Below are 19161 nucleotides of genomic sequence, written 5' to 3'. Positions count from 1 at the left end.
GCCTCCCGCACCCGACATGAACGAGATCGTGGGCAGCCACGATCTCCTCCTGGTCACGCTCGACACCCTCCGGTACGACGTCGCCACCGAGCTCGCCGCGGCCGGCCGCATCCCGAACCTGGCCCGGCACCTCCCCGGCGGCAGCTGGGAGCGCCGGCACGCCCCCGGCAGCTTCACCTACGCCTCCCATCAGGCGATCTTCGCGGGCTTCCTGCCGACCCCGGACCACCAGGGCCCGCACCCCAGACTCTTCGCCGCGCGGTTCGCGGGCAGCGAGAGCACCGCCGACGGCACCTTCGTCCACGACACCCCCGATCTGGTCTCCGGTCTGGCGAAGGAGGGCTACCGCACCGCCTGCGTCGGCGGCGTCGGCTTCTTCAACGGCCAGGGCCCCCTCGGCTCCGTGCTGCCCGGCCTCTTCCAGGAGAGCCACTGGGAGCCCGACTTCGGCGTCGCCTCCCCCACCTCCTTCGAGTCCCAGGTGACCCGGGCCGAGGAGATCGTCGCCGCGCTCCCGCACGAGCAGCGCCTCTTCCTCTTCGTCAACGTCGCAGCCCTGCACCAGCCCAACTGGTTCCATCTGCCCGGTGCCACCCGGGAGTCCGGTGACACCCGGGCCTCGCACGCGGCGGCGCTGGAGTACGTCGACCGGCACATCGGCCGGCTCTTCGCCGCCATGAGCAGCCGCCGGAACTGCTTCGCGATCGTCTGCTCCGACCACGGCACGGCATACGGGGAGGACGGCTTCACCGGTCACCGCCTCGGCCACGAGGTCGTCTGGACCGTGCCGTACGCCCACTTCTTCCTGGACGGCCCGGAGCGGGAGGCGGTCGCATGAGCGATGCCCCGCGTCCGTACGAGAGCTATGTCTACGCCTACCCGCACAAGACGGCGTACCGGCCGCTCCCCGACCCCGCGCCCTCCCTCGCGGCGCTGTGGGCGGACGAGCCGAAGGACACGCTCTCCCTCTATGCGCACATACCGTTCTGCGAGGTCCGCTGCGGCTTCTGCAACCTCTTCACCCGGATCGGCGCCCCGGACGAGCTGACCAGCCGCTATCTCGACGCGCTCGACCGACAGGCGACAGCCGTGAGGGAGGCGCTCGGCGACGCCGGACCGGTCCGTTTCGCCACGGCCGCCTTCGGCGGGGGCACCCCCACCTTCCTCACCGCCGGCGAGCTGGAGCGGCTCTGCGACATCGCGGAGAAGCGGATGGGTGCGGATCTGCGGGCCGTCCCGCTCTCCGTGGAGACCTCCCCCTCGACGGCCACCGCCGACCGGCTGGCGGTCCTGGCCGACCGGGGCGCCACCCGGCTCAGCATCGGAGTGCAGAGCTTCGTCGAGGCCGAGGCCCGCGCCGCCGTGCGGCCGCAGCGCCGCGCCGATGTCGAGGCCGCGCTCGCCCGCATCCGGGACACCGGCGTCCCCGTACTGAACATCGACCTCATCTACGGCATCGACGGCCAGACCGAGGAGTCCTGGACCCGTTCCCTCGACGCGGCGCTCGCCTGGGCGCCCGAGGAGCTGTATCTCTATCCCCTCTACATCCGCCCGCTCACCGGCCTCGGCCGACTCTCGCCCACCGCGGACCGGGAGTGGGACGAGCAGCGGCTGCGGCTGTACCGCCACGGCCGGGACCATCTGCTGGCGCGGGGGTACCAGCAGGAATCGATGCGGATGTTCCGGCGCGCGGACGCCCCGCCGCAGGGCGCGGACGACTACGCCTGCCAGACGGACGGGATGATCGGCCTGGGCTGCGGGGCGCGCTCGTACACCTCCTCGCTGCACTACTCCTTCGACTACGCCGTCGACATGAGGGAGGTTCGCTCGATCATCGACTTCTACACCGGGACGCGGGACTTCACCCGCGCCCAGGTGGGCCGGTGGGTCGAGGCGGACGAGGCGCGCCGACGCCATCTGCTCCAGTCGCTCCTGCAGGCCCGGGGCATGTCGGCGGTCGACTACGACGAGCGGTTCGGCACCTCGCCGTTCGCGGACTTCCCGGCCGAACTGGGCCGGTTCGAGAAGCTCGGCTGGCTGGATCCGACGGCCCCGGCCGGGCTGTTGCGGCTCTCGCCCGAGGGCCTGGCCCACTCGGACGCGCTCGGTCCCGCGCTGTTCTCGCCGGCCGTCCGGGCGGCGATGGCCGCCTACGAGCCGAAGTAGCGGAGGTGACGGCATGGACCTGACGATCCTCTACCGGGGCCCGCTCGCCTCCTGCGACTACGACTGCCCCTACTGCCCCTTCGCCAAGCGCCGTGACAGCCGCGAGCAGCTGCGTGCCGACCGCGCCGCGCTGGAGCGCTTCTCCGCCTGGGCGGCCGCGCAGACCGGCGACCGGCTGAGGATTCTCTTCACCCCGTGGGGCGAGGGCCTGGTCAGGTCCTGGTACCGGCGCACGCTCACCGAGCTGTCGCGCCTCCCCCACATCGAGCGGGTGGCGATCCAGACGAATCTGAGCTGCCGCACCGACTGGCTGGCCGAGGCCGACCCCGAGACCCTCGCGCTCTGGTGCACCTACCACCCGGGGCAGACACCGTACGACCGCTTTCTCGCCAAGTGCCGCGAACTGGCCGCCCGGGGCACGCGTTTCAGCGTCGGGATCGTCGGCCTGCCGGAGCACCGGGAGCACGCTCGGCGGCTCCGGGACGATCTCCCGCCCGAGGTGTACCTCTGGGTGAACGCCGCCGAGGGGCACACCTACACCGAAGAGGAGGCCGATGGCTGGACCGCCCTCGACCCCCTCTTCCCGTACAGCCGCCGTCCGCACCCCTCGGCCGGTCTCCCCTGCCGGACCGGCGAGTCGGTGATCTCGGTGGACGGTGACGGGACGGTGCGACGCTGCCACTTCGTGAAGGCCGAGCTCGGCAACCTGTACGACGGTTCGTACCGCGCCGCCCTGCGGCCCCGCGCCTGCCCCCTCGCCGTCTGCGACTGCCACATCGGCTACGTCCATCTGGAGACGCTGCCGCTGTACGACGTGTTCGCCGGAGGCGTCCTGGAACGGATCCCCGCCACGCTCAGAGGGGCATGAGGTCCGGGCGCTTGGCCTCCACGTGGTCCCCCGAGCTCTCACCCCGCAGCCGCCTGCCGATCCACGGCACGAGGTACTCCCTGGCCCAGTTGATGTCGTCGCGGCGCACGTCCAGGGTGTTCCGCGGCGGCAGCGGCGGCCACGCCTGGTCCGGGTCCGCCGGCACCTCCATGCCGAGGACCTGGGCGGCGCGCAGCGCGACCCGGGTGTGACCCTCGGGCGAGAGGTGCAGCCGGTCGTCGTCCCAAGCCCGCCTGTCCTGCACCGACTTGAGCGACCACAGGTCCAGGACCGGGCAGTCGTAGCGGTCGGCGACGGCCCGGACATGAGCCGTGTAGGTGGCGATCTTGCCGCGCAGATGGCGCAGCACGGGTACGTCGCGGGTGTCGAAGCCGGTCGTCACCATGACCGTGCCCACGGCCGAGGTCAGATCCGCGACGGCGCGCTCGAAGCGCTCCGCGACATCGTCCGGGTCGGTACCCGGGCGGATGATGTCGTTGCCCCCCGCGCAGAAGGTCACGAGGTCGGGGGCGAGCTCCTTCGCCCTGGGGACCTGCTCCTCCACGATCTGGTCGAGGAGGCGGCCGCGTACGGCCAGGTTGGCGTAACGGAATGCGTCGTGCTCCGGCAGCTGGTCGGCGAGCAGCACCGCGAAGCGGTCCGCCCAGCCGACGTACTTCCCATCTGGCCCGGGGTCTCCGACGCCCTCGGTGAAGCTGTCACCGATCGCCGCGTACGACCCGAATACGTCCATGTCTCTTGATCTCGAATCGTCTGCCACGGGAGCTCATCTTTCCCTTATGGGTGTGACCTACGCGACCGTAAGGAGGGGTTGACGCCGGGTGAGATACGCCACCGGTCAAGATTCCGCCAAGCCGGAATACGGGGGAACGCGAAGGGGCCCGGCACACAGGTGCCGGGCCCCTTCGGGTGCCGGGTGTACGTCAGATGCTGACGCCGTGCGAGCGCAGGTACGCCAGCGGGTCGATGTCCGAGCCGTAGCTCGGTCCGGTGCGGATCTCGAAGTGCAGGTGCGGACCGGTGGAGTTGCCGGTCGAACCGGAGAGACCGATCTCCTGGCCGCCCGTGACGGTCTGGCCGGCGGAGACGCCCAGCGAGGAGAGGTGGGCGTACTGCGAGAACGTGCCGTCGGCGTGCTGGATGACGACCTCGTTGCCGTACGAGCCGCTGTTGCCCGCGGAGTAGACGGTGCCCGCACCGACGGCCTTGACCGAGGTGCCGGAGGAGGCGATGAAGTCGACACCGGTGTGGTAGCCGGAGGACCACATGGCACCGGAGGCGCGGTACGGGGTGGAGACGCCGCCGCTGACCGGGGCGACCCAGCCGGAGGAAGCGGCCTTGGCGGGAGCGGACGGCGCCGGGGTGGAGGTCGAGGCCTGGGTGGACTCGACCGTGCCGCGGTCGGCGCTGCGCGAGCTGCGCTCGGCCGAACCGGTGGAGGACTTCTCCGCCTTGGGTGCGGCCTTCGGGGCGGTCTTCGGGGCGGCCTTGGGCGCGGGCGGGGTCGCCGTCGACTTGGCGCCGAGGGTGAGCTTCATGCCGGGAAGGATCAGCGAGGGGTTCCCGCCCACGACCTGGCGGTTGTCCTCGTAGAGCTTCTTCCAGCCGCCCGCCAGGTGGTGCTCGGAGGCGATCTTCGACAGGTAGTCGCCGCGGACGACGGAGTACGTCTTCGGCTTGGCGGTCTTGTCGGCGGCGGGGGCCTTCGCGGGAGCGGCGGCGACGGCGGCGACGGCCTGCTCGGGCGTCACGGTCGGGGCGCCCTTGTCGGCGGCGTGGGCTCCGGTCGCACCGAGGAGCGGCAGGGCGACGACGGCGCCACCGGTGCCGGCGGCGACGAATCCGCGCGTGATCGGGTTGACCTTGGGACGGCGGTGCTTACCCTTTGCGGGCATGGCGAATTCCTCTCCGTCGCCTGCGAGGTGAGCTGTCGGGTTCGGACTGGAGATGTCCGGCCGCGTTCTCACGCGACTTAACCCCAAGCCGTCCGGATCGATCCGGTTCGGCGTACTTACCTGGGTCCCCCGCTCCTGCCGTACGTGGATGGGTGCGGATTCCGGGCGGTGGCAGGATTCGGCGGTCCGACCGGATTGACGGTGACCGTAGACGAGCGGAGTCGGCGCGAACAAGCCACCGTTTTTCTCCCGCATTCAGGGCCGGGATATTCAGGCCGAATTCCGGTCACCCTCCGTGGAGGGCGGAGCGCCGATTCCCTTTTCCGGCAGGGAGATTGTCCGGAACGATCAGGCACGGTCCGTCACTTTTATGACGCTGCTCACGCACCGGAACCCATCTCCCCTATTACCAGGGCGCGTTATACCTAAGGGCCCAATTCGGACAGAACACCCATTCCCATACCCCGGGGGTATGCGGAGCCGCCCCCACCCGGGATGATTGCCCCTGGAACCGATCTCGATCAGTCAACCTTCAGGAGCACTCGTGACGCAGCAGCTGCCGCAGGTCCCGTCGACCGAACCCGAGCTCACCGGGGTGCGCAACTTCCGGGACGTGGGCGGCCTGCCGACCATGCGCGGCGGATCGGTGCGATTCGGACGACTCTTCCGCAGCGGCCACCTCGCGCACGCCACCGAGGAGGACGCGGCCTTCCTCTCCACCCTCGGGCTGCACACGATCTTCGACTTCCGCAACCAGGCGGACCGGAAGGTCGAGGGCCCGGACGTCGAACTTCCGGGTGTACGAAATGTGAACATACCGCTCAATGACCCGGCCGACGGCAAGGAGTTCTGGAAGCTGGTCAGCACGGGCGAGCTGGAGCAGCTCCGCGCCATCCTGGGTGACGGCAAGGCAGCCGCCCGAATGTCCGATTCGTACCGGAAGATGATTGTCGAGCGGATCGCGGAGCACAGCCGCATCCTGCACGCGATGGCCGAGGACAGCGTTCCGGCGCTGATGCACTGCGCGGCCGGCAAGGACCGCGCGGGCCTGTCGATCGCCATCTCGCTGCTCGCGGTGGGTGTCGAGCGCGAGGCGATCGAGGCCGACTACGTGAAGTCGAACGACCCGCACCGCCGGTACAAGGTGCGCCGCAGCTCCACCGCCGCGGACGCCATGTCGCCCGAGGTGATGGAGCTGCTCAGCCCGCTCTTCGACGCGCGCGTCGAGTACCTGCGGGCAGCGTTCGAGACGATCGAGCAGACCTGGGGCACGGTCGAGAGCTACCTCACGGACGGCCTCGAGCTCGCCCCCGAGACGCGGGAGCGGCTGCGCGAGCGGCTCGTCGTCGAGGCGTGACCCCGTCCTCTACTGGTTCTGCCCGCCGAGCATGAACAGCAGGTAGAGGAACCCGGCGAAGAGGTGCCCGGCCACCAGATAGGCGAAGAGCCGGAGCACCAGACCCTTGGGGAACTTGCCCCCGTCGCGCTCTTCGCCGGTGACGGGTACGGACTTGTCGGACATATCGGCCCCTTCCGAAGGGCTCAGCGCGGATGCGGAGTTCCGTCGCCGAGGCACAGCTCGGCGGCGGGGCTCTGCATCAGCGTGTGGACGAAGAGCAGCTCGGCCCCGCCGCGGCCGGCGGCGCCGATGCGGTGCGGGGTGAGCGAGTCGAAGTGCGCGCTGTCCCCCGGGTCGAGTACGTGCACGGTGTCGCCGAGTGCGAGGCGCACCTGCCCTTCGAGGACGTGGAGCCACTCCTCCCCGGGGTGGACGCGCACGATGTCGGTCCGGGTGGCGTACGGCACGTGGACCCGGAGCGCCTGCATCGCGCGGCCGGGGCCACCGGCCTGGCGGTAGATCCAGCCGTCGGCCTCGACGGGCTCGGACCGGCCCGCCCTGACGACCGGATCACGCTCGGGCGGAACCTCACCCAGGAGCTCGGCGACCGTCGTACCGTAGATGCGGGCGAGGGCGAGCAGCATGGGCAGCGAGGGCTGCCGGCGGCCGGTCTCCAGCCGGGAGAGATGGGCCGGGGAGAGACCGGCCCGCTGGGCGGCGGCCTCCAGGGTCAGCCCTCGGCGTCGGCGCAGGGCGCGCAGCTGGGGCGCGACGTCCGGCAGGACATCGGGTGCGGCGGGGTCCGGGGACCGCTCCCCGGGGAGGTGCTCCATGCCCCCATTCCGCCAGGATCTTTCCTCTGAGGCAACTTTCTTGCCTCGGAGGCAAAAGTCTCCCGAGACCGAAGATCAGCGCTGTGCCACCGCCTGCTTGACCAGCGTCTTCCCGAAGTCCCACATCAGTCCGCCGCCCCCATGGGCGTCGTCCATCACGGCCGTGAAGGCGGTCACGAAGCGGTCCACGTCCTCCTCGTCGATGATCAGCGGCGGGATCAGTTTGATCACCTCCAGATGGTCTCCCGAGACCTGGGTGAGGATCCGGTGCCGCTGGAGCAGCGGGACGACGACCATCTGGGCGAAGAGCCCCTTGCGGGCCGCCTGCAGCATCGTCCACCGGCTGCGCAGCCCGAGCGAGGACGGCCGCCCGAACTCGATCCCGATCATCAGCCCGCGTCCGCGGATCTCCTTCAGCAGCTCGTAGCGCGGGACGAGCTCCTTGAGGCGCGAGGACAGCAGCTCGCCCACCCGGCGCGCATGCGCCACCGTCCCCTCGTTCTCCATGACCGAGAGCACGGCGAGCCCGGCGGCCATGGCCTGGGCGTTCGAACCGAAGCTGGCCGAGTGGACGAGGACCCGGTCCATGGACGAGTAGACCTTCTTGAAGATCCAGTCCTTGCCGAGCGTCGCGCCGACCGGCACATAGCCGCCGGAGAGCGCCTTGGCGACGCAGACGAGGTCCGGTTCGACACCTTCCTCGTGCTGGTACGCGTAGAAGTCCCCGGTCCTGCCGAGCCCCGTCTGCACCTCGTCGACGATCAGCAGCGCGCCACGCGCGTGCAGCAGCTCCTGGGCGGCGCGCAGGAAGCCGGGCGGCGCCTCGTGCACCCCCTTGCCCTGGATGGGCTCGACGACGAACGCGGCCACGTCCCCCTTGCGCAGCTCCCGCTCCAGGGCCTCCAGGTCCCCCAGCTCGATCGCGGTGTCGGGCAACAGCGGGGCGAAGCCGTCCCGGAAGCCGTCCTCTCCGTTGACCGAGAGGGAACCGGTGGTCAGGCCGTGGAAGGCGTGGGAGCAGTACAGGACCCTCGGCTTCCCGGTGGCGTACCGGGCGAACTTCAGCGCGGTCTCCACCGCCTCCGTGCCGCTGTTGCCGAAGAAGACCCGGTCGAGGTGCGGACTGTGGGCAAGCAGCTTCTCGGCGAGCAGCCCGGGCAGGGGCTGGCAGTCGAAGCGGGTGAGGTCGGCGAGGGAGGCGTCCAGGACGTCGTGGAGAGCCCGGCGGACGACGGGGTGGTGCCGGCCGAGGCCCATGACGCCGAAGCCGGCCAGCATGTCGAGGTGGTCGCCGCCGTCGGCGTCCCAGAAGTGGGCGCCCTCGGCCCGCACGTAGACCTTGTCGAAGCCGATGGTGTGCAGCATCCGCGGAAGCTGGTGGTTGAGGTACCGGGTGTGCAGCTCGTAGCGCTCGGCGCCGCGTTCGGTGAGCAGCGCCGCGAGGTCGAACTCCTTGGTCATCGCCCCTTCTTCCGGGTCAGTGCCGCGCTGATGTCTCCGGCGATCTCCACCGGGGTGAGACCGAGATCCGCGAGCACCTCTCCGCGCTTCGCGTGCGCGAGGAACTGCTCGGGGATTCCGTAGGTCCGCAGTGGTACGTCGACGCCCGCGTCGCGCAGGGCCTGGCCGACCGCCGCCCCGACGCCGCCCGTGCGGCTGTTGTCCTCGACGACCGCGACCAGGCGGTGCCGCTCGGCGAGCGGGGCGAGGGCCTCGTCGACCGGTTTGACCCAGCGCGGGTCGACGACGGTGCACCGGATGCCGCGTGCGGCCAGCAGCTCGGCGGCGTGGAGGCAGACCTCCGCCATCACGCCGACGGCGACCAGCAGCACCTCCGCGTCCGGCTGCGCGGCGGGATCCGGCTCCGAGCCGAGGTCCGGCCGGACGGCGTTGCCCGGCCGGGCAACGAGCTCCGGCTGCGGGACGGGGTCCGGTCGGGGGGCGAGCAGGACGTCCATGGCGCCGATCCGTCCCACGGCCGGCACCGGAGCGCCCACGGTCTCCTTGGGGAACCGCAGCACGGTCGGGGCGTCGTCGACCTCGACGGCCTCGCGCAGCTGGGCCCGCAGCTGCTCGGCGTCGCGCGGCGCGGCGATCCGCAGTCCCGGCACGACCTGGAGGAGCGACAGGTCCCACATGCCGTTGTGGGAGGCGCCGTCCGTGCCGGTGACGCCGGCCCGGTCGAGGACGAAGGTGACTCCGCATTTGTGCAGGGCCACGTCCATGAGCAGCTGGTCGAAGGCACGGTTGAGGAAGGTCGCGTAGACGGCGACGACCGGGTGGAGGCCGCCGGCCGCGAGGCCCGCGGCCGAGACGACGGCGTGCTGCTCGGCGATGCCGACGTCCCAGACCCGGTCGGGGAAGCGCTCGGCGAACTTCGTCAGGCCGACGGGGTGCAGCATGGCGGCGGTGATCGCGACCACGTCCGGCCGCTCGGCCCCGATCTCGGCGATCGCGTCACCGAAGACGGAGGTCCAGGACGGGCCGCCGGACGGGGTCAGCGGCTCGCAGGTGAGCGGGTCCATGGCCCCCACGGCGTGGAAGCGGTCGGCCTCGTCCTCCAGCGCCGGTCCGTAGCCGCGGCCCTTCTCTGTGAGGCAGTGGACGAGCACGGGCCCGTGGAAGCGCTGGGCGCGGCGCAGCGCGGACTCGACGGCCCCGATGTCGTGGCCGTCGACGGGGCCGACGTACTTCAGGCCGAGGTCCTCGAAGAGGCCCTGGGGCGCGAAGGCGTCCTTGAACCCCTTCTTGGCGCCGTGCAGCGAGCCGTAGAGCGGCTGTCCGATGACCGGTGTGTGCTGGAGTACGTCCTTGCCCCAGGCGAGGAAGCGCTCGTAGTCGTCGGTGGTCCGCAGGGCCGCCAGGTGGTGGGCGAGGCCGCCGATCGTGGGCGCGTAGGAGCGCTCGTTGTCGTTGACGACGATGATCAGGGGCCGGTCCTTGGCGGCGGCGATGTTGTTGAGCGCCTCCCAGGCCATGCCGCCGGTGAGTGCTCCGTCGCCGATGACGGCGACCACGTGGTCCGGGCGGCCGGACACCTCGTTGGCCTTGGCGATGCCGTCGGCCCAGCCGAGGACGGTCGAGGCGTGCGAGTTCTCGATGACGTCGTGCGGCGATTCCTCGCGGGAGGGATAGCCGGAGAGTCCGCCCTTGCCGCGCAGCTTGGAGAAGTCCTGGCGGCCGGTGAGCAGTTTGTGGACGTAGGTCTGGTGACCGGTGTCCCACAGGATGCGGTCGGCGGGCGAGTCGAAGACCCGGTGCAGGGCGAGCGTGAGCTCCACCACGCCGAGGTTGGGGCCCAGATGGCCGCCGGTCCTGGCGACGGCCTGGATCAGGAACTGCCTGATCTCCTCGGCCAGTTCGTCGAGCTCGGCCTCGCCGAGCGGCCGGAGGTCCTGTGGCCCCCGAATGTTCTCCAGAATCGTCATGCTCGGCCCCCTTCGACCTGTCGACCCGGCGTACTGCTGCGCGCCCGGGGAGTCCTGGACAGGGCTCCCCGGGCGCCTCTCTCACCCTCGGTTGCCGGAGACGGTCTCGCGGGCCGCCCGCAGTGACTCCTTGAGCGAGCCCATGGTGGCGAGGACGGCGGTCGGCTCGTATCCGCAGTGCGCCATGCAGTTGGCGCAGCGCGGATCCTTGCCGCGGCCGTACTTGTCCCAGTCGGTCTCCTCGATCAGCTCCCGGTACGTGGGGACGTAGCCGTCGCTCATCAGGTAGCAGGGGCGCTGCCAGCCGAAGAGCGAGTAGTTCGGGATCGCCCACGCGGTGCAGGGGAAGTCGGCCTTGCCCTCCAGGAAGTCCAGGAAGAGCGGCGAGTGGTTCAGCCGCCAGCGGCCGCGGTTGCCGCCGGCGAAGGCCTTCTTGAACAGCTCCCGGGTCTGCTCGACGCCGAGGAAGTGCTCCTGATCGGGGGCCTTCTCGTAGGCATACGCGGGCGAGATCATCATCTCGTCGACCTGGAGGTCGTCGTTGAGGTAGTTGAGCACCTCGATGATGGTCTGCGGGGTGTCGGTGTTGAAGAAGGTCGAGTTGGTGGTCACCCGGAAGCCGCGCCGCTTGGCCTCCTTGATCGCCGCCACCGCCTCGTCGAACACTCCTTCCTTGGCGACGGATTCGTCGTGCCGCTCACGGAGCCCGTCGATGTGCACCGCGAAGGCGAAGTACGGGGAGGGGGTGAAGTTCTCCAGCTTCTTGCGCAGCAGCATGGCGTTGGTGCAGAGGAAGACGTACTTCCTCTTGGCGACCAACTGACGCACGATCTCGTCGATCTGAGGGTGCATCAGGGGCTCGCCGCCCGCGATGGAGACCATCGGCGCCCCGGACTCCAGGACCGCGCCGACTGCCTGCGCGACCGGCATCCGCTGCTTGAGCACACCCGCCGGGTGCTGGATCTTTCCGCAGCCCTCGCACTTGAGGTTGCAGGCGAACAGCGGCTCCAGTTCGACGATCAGAGGGAACTTGTCCCGCTTGCGGAGCTTCTGTTCGATGAGATAGGTCCCGACCCGGATGGACTGACGGAGCGGCATGGCCATAACTCGCTCACCTCCTGGGGAGCAGCAAAGAACGGTGCCATTCGAAGAATGCGGGAAGGACGGCACGAAGAACACGGAAAGCCGATATTCCACCGCGTACCGTGCCGATCCGGACCAGTTCATGTTCTGGAGCGTCCACGACCACCCGTACGGCCGCAACCGGGCGGGGCCCGGCGGCCAGCGCGGTGCCGAGCGTGGCGGCGGACTCCATGTCCACCGCGATGGCTCCGGTGGCCCACAGCTCCGCCCGCTCGTGGCCGCGCACGACATGGTCGGAGCCGGTCAGCGGGCCGGTGTGGACGACCCTGCCGGGCAGGGCCCGGGTCAGGGCCTTGACCAGCAGGTCCGCCCCGGTGCAGGCGGTCGTTCCCTCGGGACCCCGGGTCTCGTCGGCGACGATCAGGTCCCCGGGGTGCATCCCCGGGGCGAGTCCGGCGCAGAAGCCCGAGGCGATGACGACGGCGTCCCGCCAGGGCTCCCGGTGAAGCGCCCGGGACACGGCGCGGCGGGCACGGTCGGGGCCCATGCCGGTGCGCACCACGGTGAACGGGCCGGGCGCGCCGCCCCGGTCACCGCTGCGCAGGGCGAGCTGCTCGATACCGAGCGCGCACGCGATCAGCAGCGGCGGCACGCCACCGGAAGAAGGCCCCGGCTCCTCGGCCATCACCCCTCCCGGGAAACGGCGGGTTCGCCGTTCACATAGCGCCCGAGCGCCGTGAGCGGGAACACCTGCCGGTACAGGTGGTAGTTGATGGAGAAGTCCCAGGGGAAGCCGGTGCCGGTGAAGTACGGCTCGTCCCAGGACCCGTCCGCGCGCTGCGTCTCGGCCAGCCAGGCGATGCCGCGCTCCACGGCCTTGGAGTCGCGTCCGCCGGCGGCGAGCAGGGCGAGCAGCGCCCAGGCGGTCTGCGAGGCGGTCGAGGCGCCGTGCCCGATCCAGGGCTGCTCCTTGTACGAGCGCAGGTCCTCGCCCCAGCCGCCGTCCTCGTTCTGCACGGACTCCAGCCAGGCGACGGCGCGGCGGATCGCGGGGTGGGAGCGGGGCAGCCCGGCCGCGGTGAGCGCGGGGACCACCGAGCCCGTCCCGTACACGTAGTTGACCCCCCAGCGTCCGAACCAGGCGCCGGTCGGCTCCTGTTCGGCGAGCAGCCACTCGACTCCCCTGCGGGTACGCGGGTGCTGGGCCTTGCCCTCGTAGGCGAGCATCTCCACGACATGGGCGGTGACGTCGGCCGACGGCGGGTCGATGACCTCGCCGAAGTCGCAGAACGGCAGCCGGTTGGGGAAGGGGCTGGTGTTGTCCGCGTCGAAGGCGGCCCAGGCCCCGTTCTTCGACTGCATCCCGGCGGTCCATCGGGCGCCGCGGGCGATGGCCGCCTCGACGCCGGCGGGGTCGGGGTGCTTCACCCGGCGCAGGGCGAGGATGACCTCGGCGGTGTCGTCGATGTCCGGGTAGTTGTCGTTGTGGAACTCGAACGCCCAGCCACCCGGGGACAGTCGGGGCCTGCGCACCGCCCAGTCGCCGGGCTTGACGATCTCCTCGCCCAGCATCCAGTCGGCGGCCTTCACCAGCGCCGGATGGTCGGCCGGCAGCCCGGCGTCCGCCAGGGCGATGGTGGCCAGGCAGGTGTCCCAGACCGGGGACTGGCAGGCCTCGATCATGCGCGCGCCGTCCTCGCGCCTCACGGCGAAGCGGTCGAGGGACTCGAGCCCGGCCCGCATGACGGGATGCTCCAGGTCGTATCCCAGCAGATGCAGGGCGATGACCGAGTACACGGCCGGGGGCTGGATGCCGCCCCAACAGCCGTCGTTCTCCTGGCGTTCGACGATCCAGCGGGCGGCGACGTTCATGGCGGCCTTGCGCAGCCGACGCGGGGCCACCTTGTGGTAGACGTGCAGCGCCCTGTCGATCCGCTGGAAGGCACCTTCCCAACTGGCCATGGACACCGATGGCTTCACCGGATTCGGCCGCGCCGGATCGGTGTGCAGCTCGTCCAGCGGGAAGGGCGCGGGGCGTACGGGCCGCTTCGCGGAGACCACGGTGAGCGGCACGATGGTCTGCCGGGCCCAGCAGCCGAAGTCGTAGATGTTGAGCGGGAACCACTTCGGCAGGAAGATCAGCTCGGGCGGCAGCTCGGGCAGGTCGTCCCACTTCCACCAGCCGAAGAGGGCGAGCCAGATCCGGGTGAAGACGCGTGCGGCGGCGATCCCGCCCCGGTCCCGGATCCAGGCGGAGGCGCGGGCCATGTGCGGGTCCTCGGGCAGGTCCCCGGCGAGGCGCAGCGCCACATACGCCTCGATGGTGGTGGAGAGTTCACCGGGCCCTCCGTAGAAGGTCGCCCAGGTGCCGTCCTCGCGCTGCTCGCCCCGGATGAAGAGGGCTGCCGCGCGCGTGGTCTCCTCGTCCCGGATCCCGAGGAACTGGCGCAGCAGGAGGTCCTCGGCGTCCATGGTGACGTTGGTCTCCAGGTCGCCCTTCCACCAGCCTTCGGCGTCCTGGCGGCCGAGCAGATGCTCGACGGAGCGTTCCGCCGCGCGTTTCGCGGCCTCCTCGAGGCCGGTCACGAGCGCGGTGTCGGTGGTGTCGCTGGCCGCGGCCGCCCGGGGTCCCACGGCCCCGGCGCTTCCGTCGGTCGTCGCTGTCATGGCTTCCCCTTCGTGCAGTCGAATACTTCTGCTTCCTCGGGTCTGCCGTCGGCCGATGCCCGGTGGCACCGGCCGGCGACTGCGCACTCATATCAGGGTGATGGTGATCATCTCTTCCGAACGACCACGAAGTCGGCGAGCGCGGTGAGCTGCGCCCTGACCCGCTCGGGCATGTCGACCTCGTGCAGGGCCTGGATGGCGATGGTGTGCTGGCGGCGGGCCTCCTCGGAGGTCCACTCACGGCCGCCGGCCTCCTCGATGAGGGCCGCGCGGGTGGCGAACTCCTCCTCGGAGAAGGAGTCGAAGTCGGTGCTCTTGGCGTCGGCGGCGAGCAGTTCGCCGAGCCTCTCGGACGCCGGTCCGCCGGCCGCGAGGGCGGCGACGACGGGCAGGGACTTCTTCCGCTGGCGCAGATCGCTCCAGGTCTGCTTGCCGGTGGCCTCGGGGTCGCCCCAGATGCCGAGCAGGTCGTCGACGGCCTGGAAGGCGAGGCCGAGGTGGTAGCCGTACTCCTCCAGCTTGTCCGCCGTGCGGTCGTCGGCACCGCCGAGGACCGCACCGATGGAGACCGCGCAGGCGAGCAGGGCGCCGGTCTTGTTGCCCTCCATCTCCAGGCACTCCTCGACGGTGACCCGCTCGCGGTGCTCGTAGGAGATGTCCTGGGCCTGCCCGTCGATGAGCTTGCGGCTCGCGGTGGTGAGCCGGCGGGTCGCCCGGCCGGCCTCCACCGTGCCCAGCTCCAGCAGGATCTCGTTGGCCAGGGCGAACAGGGCGTCGCCGACCAGGATGGCCTGCGCGGGGCCGTGCACCTTCCACACGGTGTCGCGGTGGCGGCGCTGCTCGTCGCCGTCCATCAGGTCGTCGTGCAGCAGTGAGAAATTGTGGACGAGCTCCACGGCGACCGCGCCGGGGACGCCGACCTCGGGAGCGACGCCCGCCGCCTCGGCGGACAGCAGGGCGAGCGCGGGCCGGACGGCCTTGCCGCTGTCCCCCTCGGTGGGGTTGCCCTGCGCGTCGATCCAGCCGAAGTGGTAGGCGGCCACGGTGTCCATGGGCGGTGCGAGCCGGTCGACGGCCGCCCGCAGGACGGGGGTGGACAGAGTCCGCCCCCGCTCCAGCAGAGCGGTCACGTCCGCGGTGTCGACGGCCGGTTTCACCGGGGGCACAGTCGGCACGGTCTCTCCTCTTGTTCCAGTACTCACACTCATACCGCCTCCTGCAGCGGATGTTCATGGCGGCGGCCGAGGGCGGAGAGCGCGGCGCCCGCAGCGCTGAAGCCGCTGCGAACGGCGCCCTCCATGGTCGCGGGCCAGCCGGTGGCGGTCCACGCGCCGGCCAGGTACAGGCCGGGGGCGTGGGTGCGGGCGGCGGGGCGGAGCCGGCCGACGCCCGGGGTGGGGGCGAACGTCGCAGTCCGCTCCCGGGTGACGAAGAAGTCCCGGATCCCGGCGCCGCGGGCGGCGGGCAGCAGCCGCTCCAGCTCCGGGAGGTAGCGCTCGCGGAGCACGGAGACCGGCTCGTCGATCTCGCTCTGCGCGGCCGACTGGGAGACGGCCAGGTACTGGCCGCCCACCCGTCGCCCACCACCACCGTCGGGCCCTTCGGGCCCTCCCGTCAGCAGGCCGGAGGAGTCGGTGCGGTCGAAGACCCACTGCACCGGGGAGCCGAGCGCGGTGAAGAACGGCTGCTTGAGCACCTTGCGGTCGTAGACGACATGCACGTTGAGGATGGGCGCGGTGCCGATGTCGAGGAGCCGGTCGGGGTCGTCGAGGGCGCCCTCGGGCAGCAGTTCGCGGGTCTCGCGCTGCGGCACGGCGAGCACGACGGTGTCGGCCTCGATGGTCTCCCCCGGCACCTCGACGCTCCATCGGCCGTCGTCGGTACGGGAGATCCGCTCGGCCTTGATCCGCAGTTCGGTGCGTACGCCGAGGGAGTCGAGGGCCTTGCGGGCGAGGGTGTCGTGGAGCTCGCCGAGGGGCACGTGCGCCCAGCCGATGTCGGCCGCGCCCGGCTCGGAGAGCAGGCCGGTCTTGAAGACCATGGCGGCAAGGCCCATGGAGGCGTGCGGCGCGGTGGCGTTGAGGGTGGCGACGCCGACCAGGTCCCACAGGGCTTCGACGGCGCGCGGGGACTGGCCGTGGCGGCCGAGCCAGGTGGCGAAGTCGATGCCGTCGAGGGCCGGGTCGGCGGGGTCCAGCGCCTTGAGCGCCAGCGCGGCGCGGCCGACGCTCGCGCGCTCGACGAGGGAGAGGTGCGGATAGGTCGCCAGGCTCTTGGCGAGGTGCAGCGGTACGGGCAGCGCGGTACGGCGCAGCCGGCCGAGGCGGGGGCCGCGGGGGTGGGCGACGTCGAGAACGGGTACGTCCAGCCGGTCCTGGAGGGGCGCGAGGCGGGCGCCGCCGACGCGGTCGAGGAACCAGCGGTAGGCGGTGCAGCAGCGCAGATAGACGTGCTGTCCGTTGTCGACGGTGAGCTCGCCGCGGCGGAAGGAGAAGGCGAGACCGCCGAGCCGCGGCCGGCCTTCGAGCAGCGTCACGCGGAGCCCGGCGTCGGCGAGCTGGAGCGCGGCGGTGATCCCGGCGAGGCCGCCGCCGACCACGACGGCGTGCGGTGCCTGCGGCACGGAGTCGTCGGTGGTCATGCGCTCCCCCTTCCGGCCGTCGCAGTCAGGGACGCCGCCGTGCGGCGCCGGGTTGCCCGATGCCCTGGCTCGTGGACACGCATCACGCGCGCCTCCTGATGGTCCGTCGGGAGATGTGGCGGGTGTCCAGGCCGGAGAGGCCGCGCACCGCGACGTACGCCTTCTCGCGGCCGGGCAGCGAGACACGGCCGCGCAGCACCGCCTCGGGGTCGCGCTCGATCCGGTCGAGCAGGCGCCGGTAGATCCCGGCCATGGCGGCGACGCAGGCACCGCTGCGCCGGTCGAGCATGGGCAGGAGCCGGTAGCCCTCGGCGAACAGGGCGCGGGCGCGCCGGACCTCGAAGTGCACCAGGCCGGTGAAGTCGGCACCCTCGGGCGGGGTCTCGTTCACGAAGCCGTCACCGCAGCCGAACTTGGCCAGGTCGTCGGCGGGCAGGTAGGTGCGCCCGTTCCCGGCGTCCTCGCGGACGTCACGGAGGATGTTGGTGAGCTGCAGGGCAAGCCCGAGTGTGTCGGCGTACTCGGGGGCCCTCTCCACTCCCTGCGCGCCCGGCTGGGTGCCGAAGACGCCGAGGGAGAGCCGCCCGATGGCACCGGCGACGCAGCGGCAGTAGACCTTGAGGTCGTCCCAGGTCTCGTACGTCTCGCCGCGCACGTCCATCAGGACCCCGTCGATGAGCTCGTCGAGGCCTCCGAGCGGGATCGGGAAGCGGCGGGAGGCGTCGGCGAGGGCCACGGCGACGGGGTCGGTGTCGTCGTCGTCGACCTCGTCCCGGCGGATCCGCTCCAGGAGCGCGCGGGTGGATTCGAGCCGGTCACGCTTCGCCTCGGGCGCGAGGCTGCCGTCGCCGATGTCGTCGACCCGTCGCGAGAACGCGTACAGCGCCGACATGGCCTGCCGCTTCTCCGTCGGCAGCAGTCGGATGCCGTAGGCGAAGTTGCGGGCCTGCTGTCCGGTGACGGCCTCGCAGTAGCTGTACGCGGCCTGTACCGGCGCCGACGTCTCCGTCTGTCCTTCCACGGTCCGGCTCACCCCTCTCTCCGTGCTCTGAGCAGGACCGCTCCCGCTTCGCGCATCAGACTCGGCTTGGTGGGCTTGGGCGACTTCGGCAGTACGTCGTACCCGCCACCGGCGGCGGCGATGGCGTCGAGGGCGGCGAGTCCGCCGGCCGTGAACCCGGCGAGCAGCAGGCGCAGCCTGCCGTGGACGCTTGCCACCAGCGGAATGCCGTCGTCGAGCAGCTCGCGGGCGCGCTGCGCCTCGAAGGCGATCAGTGCCCGGACCGACGCTCCGGCGGTGGGCTGGGCGAGGTCGGCCTCGGTGACGTGGAAGGCCTTCATGTCCTCGGCGGGCAGGTAGATCCGGTCGCGGCCGAGGTCCTCGGCGACGTCCTGGAGGTGCTCGACGATCTGCAACGCGGTACAGATGTCGTCGGAGTGGCGGATGCGCTCGGGGGTGGCGGTGCCGGTGATCCCGAGGACGAGCCGGCCGACGGGGTTCGCGGAGAGTTCGCAGTACGCGAGGAGGTCGTCGTACGTCTCGTAACGACGTACCAGCTGGTCCTGGCGGTTGGCCTGGATCAGACCCAGGAAGGGCTCGGGGGTCAGGCCGCAGCGGCGCACGGTCGGCTGGAGCGCCCGCAGCAGGGGGTGGCGCGGAACGGCGTCGAAGACCCGCAGCAGATCGGTCTCGAAGGCGTCCAGCATCGCGATCCGGTCCTCGGCCCGCTCGGGGGCGACGCCGAGATGGCGGGCGTCGGCTCCGCCGGGTGCGAGATCGCCGTCGCCGATGTCGTCGACGAGACGGGCATAGCCGTAGACGGCCATGAGGTCGCCGCGCCAGGCGCGCGGCAAGAAGAAGGGGGCCACGGGGAAGTTCTCGTCCGCGGCCTTGTCGAGCGTGGTGCGCGAGGAGGCATCGGGGCGCACCTGCCGGTTTTGCGTCACTGGGGGCTGCCCGACGCGGGGACGGCGACACCCTCGTGGAGCTGGAGATTTTGCGTCATGGCCGTCACATCTCCTGTTCTACACTGCCGATCCAATCCATCCTATTTCGGACACGCCACCGGGCCTCCCCAGAGGGCTCGCCGCCCGACGGCCGGGATGCCTAGGGGGTATCGCCCCACTTGCCACGAATCAGCACCGGTACAGCTTACGTTGTACAACGCCCGTCGCCTCGTCGGGGTGCGCGCCGCTTTGCGAAAACATCACCGGCCGCGC

At 71.3% G+C, this 19161-nt stretch carries 17 protein-coding genes and 1 riboswitch; of the genes, 4 read left to right on the top strand and 13 right to left on the bottom strand.

Annotated features, from left to right (window positions below; all coding sequences use genetic code 11):
- The first annotated feature begins 16 nt into the window (after positions 1–16).
- Genes ACZ561_RS13380 through ACZ561_RS13370 form a run of 3 tightly spaced genes read left to right on the top strand, consistent with a single transcriptional unit; the run spans position 17 to position 3034 of the window.
- Complete coding sequence (locus ACZ561_RS13380; protein WP_470994430.1) at positions 17–838, top strand: STM4013/SEN3800 family hydrolase; 822 nt, start codon at positions 17–19, stop codon at positions 836–838.
- Positions 835–2166 carry an STM4012 family radical SAM protein gene (locus tag ACZ561_RS13375; protein WP_470993559.1) on the top strand — a complete coding sequence of 444 codons (1332 nt, stop codon included), beginning with the start codon at positions 835–837 and terminating at the stop codon, positions 2164–2166. The genes ACZ561_RS13380 and ACZ561_RS13375 overlap by 4 nt, the downstream gene beginning before the upstream one ends.
- A gap of 13 nt (positions 2167–2179) precedes the next feature.
- Positions 2180–3034, top strand: coding sequence for an STM4011 family radical SAM protein (locus ACZ561_RS13370; RefSeq protein WP_470993557.1), 855 nt, complete (start codon positions 2180–2182; stop codon positions 3032–3034).
- On the opposite strand, the gene ACZ561_RS13365 is transcribed toward ACZ561_RS13370, so the two are convergent.
- Both ACZ561_RS13365 and ACZ561_RS13360 read right to left on the bottom strand, forming a co-directional pair.
- Positions 3021–3815, bottom strand: a complete 795-nt coding sequence (locus ACZ561_RS13365) for an SGNH/GDSL hydrolase family protein (protein ID WP_470993554.1) — start codon at positions 3813–3815, stop codon at positions 3021–3023. The two genes, ACZ561_RS13370 and ACZ561_RS13365, sit on opposite strands and share 14 nt — an antisense overlap.
- A gap of 163 nt (positions 3816–3978) precedes the next feature.
- On the bottom strand, positions 3979–4950 hold the full coding sequence (locus tag ACZ561_RS13360; protein ID WP_470993552.1) for a M23 family metallopeptidase: 972 nt from the start codon (positions 4948–4950) through the stop codon (positions 3979–3981).
- 2 nt (positions 4951–4952) lie between these two features.
- Positions 4953–5128: riboswitch (cyclic di-AMP (ydaO/yuaA leader) on the bottom strand.
- A gap of 366 nt (positions 5129–5494) precedes the next feature.
- On the opposite strand from ACZ561_RS13360, the gene ACZ561_RS13355 reads away from it, so the two are divergent.
- Entirely contained in the window at positions 5495–6307 is an 813-nt protein-coding gene (locus tag ACZ561_RS13355) for a tyrosine-protein phosphatase (protein WP_470993550.1), read from the top strand.
- A gap of 9 nt (positions 6308–6316) precedes the next feature.
- Here the strand turns inward: ACZ561_RS13355 and ACZ561_RS13350 are convergent, their stop codons facing one another.
- The 11 genes from ACZ561_RS13350 to hpnC all read right to left on the bottom strand — a co-directional run bounded on the left by ACZ561_RS13350 (position 6317) and on the right by hpnC (position 18888).
- Entirely contained in the window at positions 6317–6472 is a 156-nt protein-coding gene (locus ACZ561_RS13350) for a DUF6126 family protein (protein WP_470993547.1), read from the bottom strand.
- Positions 6473–6492: 20 nt separating this feature from the next.
- Entirely contained in the window at positions 6493–7122 is a 630-nt protein-coding gene (locus ACZ561_RS13345; RefSeq protein WP_470993544.1) for an XRE family transcriptional regulator, read from the bottom strand.
- 75 nt (positions 7123–7197) lie between these two features.
- A complete protein-coding gene (locus ACZ561_RS13340) occupies positions 7198–8583 on the bottom strand; it encodes an aspartate aminotransferase family protein (RefSeq protein WP_470993541.1) in 1386 nt (461 codons plus the stop codon).
- Positions 8580–10550, bottom strand: a complete 1971-nt coding sequence (dxs, locus tag ACZ561_RS13335; protein WP_470993538.1) for a 1-deoxy-D-xylulose-5-phosphate synthase — start codon at positions 10548–10550, stop codon at positions 8580–8582. Before dxs ends, ACZ561_RS13340 begins: the two co-directional genes overlap by 4 nt.
- Before the next feature lie 81 nt (positions 10551–10631).
- Complete coding sequence (gene hpnH, locus ACZ561_RS13330; protein WP_329113667.1) at positions 10632–11654, bottom strand: adenosyl-hopene transferase HpnH; 1023 nt, start codon at positions 11652–11654, stop codon at positions 10632–10634.
- 7 nt (positions 11655–11661) lie between these two features.
- Complete coding sequence (locus ACZ561_RS13325; protein WP_470993535.1) at positions 11662–12318, bottom strand: phosphorylase family protein; 657 nt, start codon at positions 12316–12318, stop codon at positions 11662–11664.
- The gene (shc, locus tag ACZ561_RS13320; RefSeq protein WP_470993532.1) at positions 12318–14300 is read right to left on the bottom strand and encodes a squalene--hopene cyclase; all 1983 of its coding nucleotides are present in this window, start codon (positions 14298–14300) and stop codon (positions 12318–12320) included. The genes ACZ561_RS13325 and shc overlap by 1 nt, the downstream gene beginning before the upstream one ends.
- A gap of 107 nt (positions 14301–14407) precedes the next feature.
- A complete protein-coding gene (locus ACZ561_RS13315; protein WP_470993530.1) occupies positions 14408–15508 on the bottom strand; it encodes a polyprenyl synthetase family protein in 1101 nt (366 codons plus the stop codon).
- Positions 15505–16941 carry a hydroxysqualene dehydroxylase HpnE gene (gene hpnE / locus ACZ561_RS13310; RefSeq protein ID WP_470993527.1) on the bottom strand — a complete coding sequence of 479 codons (1437 nt, stop codon included), beginning with the start codon at positions 16939–16941 and terminating at the stop codon, positions 15505–15507. The genes ACZ561_RS13315 and hpnE overlap by 4 nt, the downstream gene beginning before the upstream one ends.
- An 82-nt stretch (positions 16942–17023) precedes the next feature.
- Complete coding sequence (gene hpnD, locus ACZ561_RS13305) at positions 17024–17974, bottom strand: presqualene diphosphate synthase HpnD (protein ID WP_470993524.1); 951 nt, start codon at positions 17972–17974, stop codon at positions 17024–17026.
- Positions 17971–18888: a squalene synthase HpnC gene (gene hpnC / locus ACZ561_RS13300; RefSeq protein ID WP_470993521.1), complete on the bottom strand. Its 918-nt coding sequence runs from the start codon at positions 18886–18888 to the stop codon at positions 17971–17973. Before hpnC ends, hpnD begins: the two co-directional genes overlap by 4 nt.
- Positions 18889–19161 lie beyond the last annotated feature (273 nt).

It is taken from the genome of Streptomyces sp. NPDC039609 (assembly GCF_055596705.1).
This window is presented reverse-complemented; position numbering and strand designations above follow the sequence as displayed.

Bases quoted from the DNA above. Each gene is read 5' to 3' on its own strand.
- ACZ561_RS13360 (WP_470993552.1), bottom strand. From the start codon at position 4,950: ATGCCCGCAAAGGGTAAGCACCGCCGTCCCAAGGTCAACCCGATCACG.
- ACZ561_RS13350 (WP_470993547.1), bottom strand. From the start codon at position 6,472: ATGTCCGACAAGTCCGTACCCGTCACCGGCGAAGAGCGCGACGGGGGC.
- ACZ561_RS13380 (WP_470994430.1), top strand. From the start codon at position 17: ATGAACGAGATCGTGGGCAGCCACGATCTCCTCCTGGTCACGCTCGAC.
- ACZ561_RS13345 (WP_470993544.1), bottom strand. From the start codon at position 7,122: ATGGAGCACCTCCCCGGGGAGCGGTCCCCGGACCCCGCCGCACCCGAT.
- ACZ561_RS13370 (WP_470993557.1), top strand. From the start codon at position 2,180: ATGGACCTGACGATCCTCTACCGGGGCCCGCTCGCCTCCTGCGACTAC.
- shc (WP_470993532.1), bottom strand. From the start codon at position 14,300: ATGACAGCGACGACCGACGGAAGCGCCGGGGCCGTGGGACCCCGGGCG.
- hpnH (WP_329113667.1), bottom strand. From the start codon at position 11,654: ATGGCCATGCCGCTCCGTCAGTCCATCCGGGTCGGGACCTATCTCATC.
- hpnE (WP_470993527.1), bottom strand. From the start codon at position 16,941: ATGACCACCGACGACTCCGTGCCGCAGGCACCGCACGCCGTCGTGGTC.
- ACZ561_RS13315 (WP_470993530.1), bottom strand. From the start codon at position 15,508: ATGAGTGTGAGTACTGGAACAAGAGGAGAGACCGTGCCGACTGTGCCC.
- ACZ561_RS13375 (WP_470993559.1), top strand. From the start codon at position 835: ATGAGCGATGCCCCGCGTCCGTACGAGAGCTATGTCTACGCCTACCCG.
- dxs (WP_470993538.1), bottom strand. From the start codon at position 10,550: ATGACGATTCTGGAGAACATTCGGGGGCCACAGGACCTCCGGCCGCTC.
- ACZ561_RS13325 (WP_470993535.1), bottom strand. From the start codon at position 12,318: ATGGCCGAGGAGCCGGGGCCTTCTTCCGGTGGCGTGCCGCCGCTGCTG.
- ACZ561_RS13340 (WP_470993541.1), bottom strand. From the start codon at position 8,583: ATGACCAAGGAGTTCGACCTCGCGGCGCTGCTCACCGAACGCGGCGCC.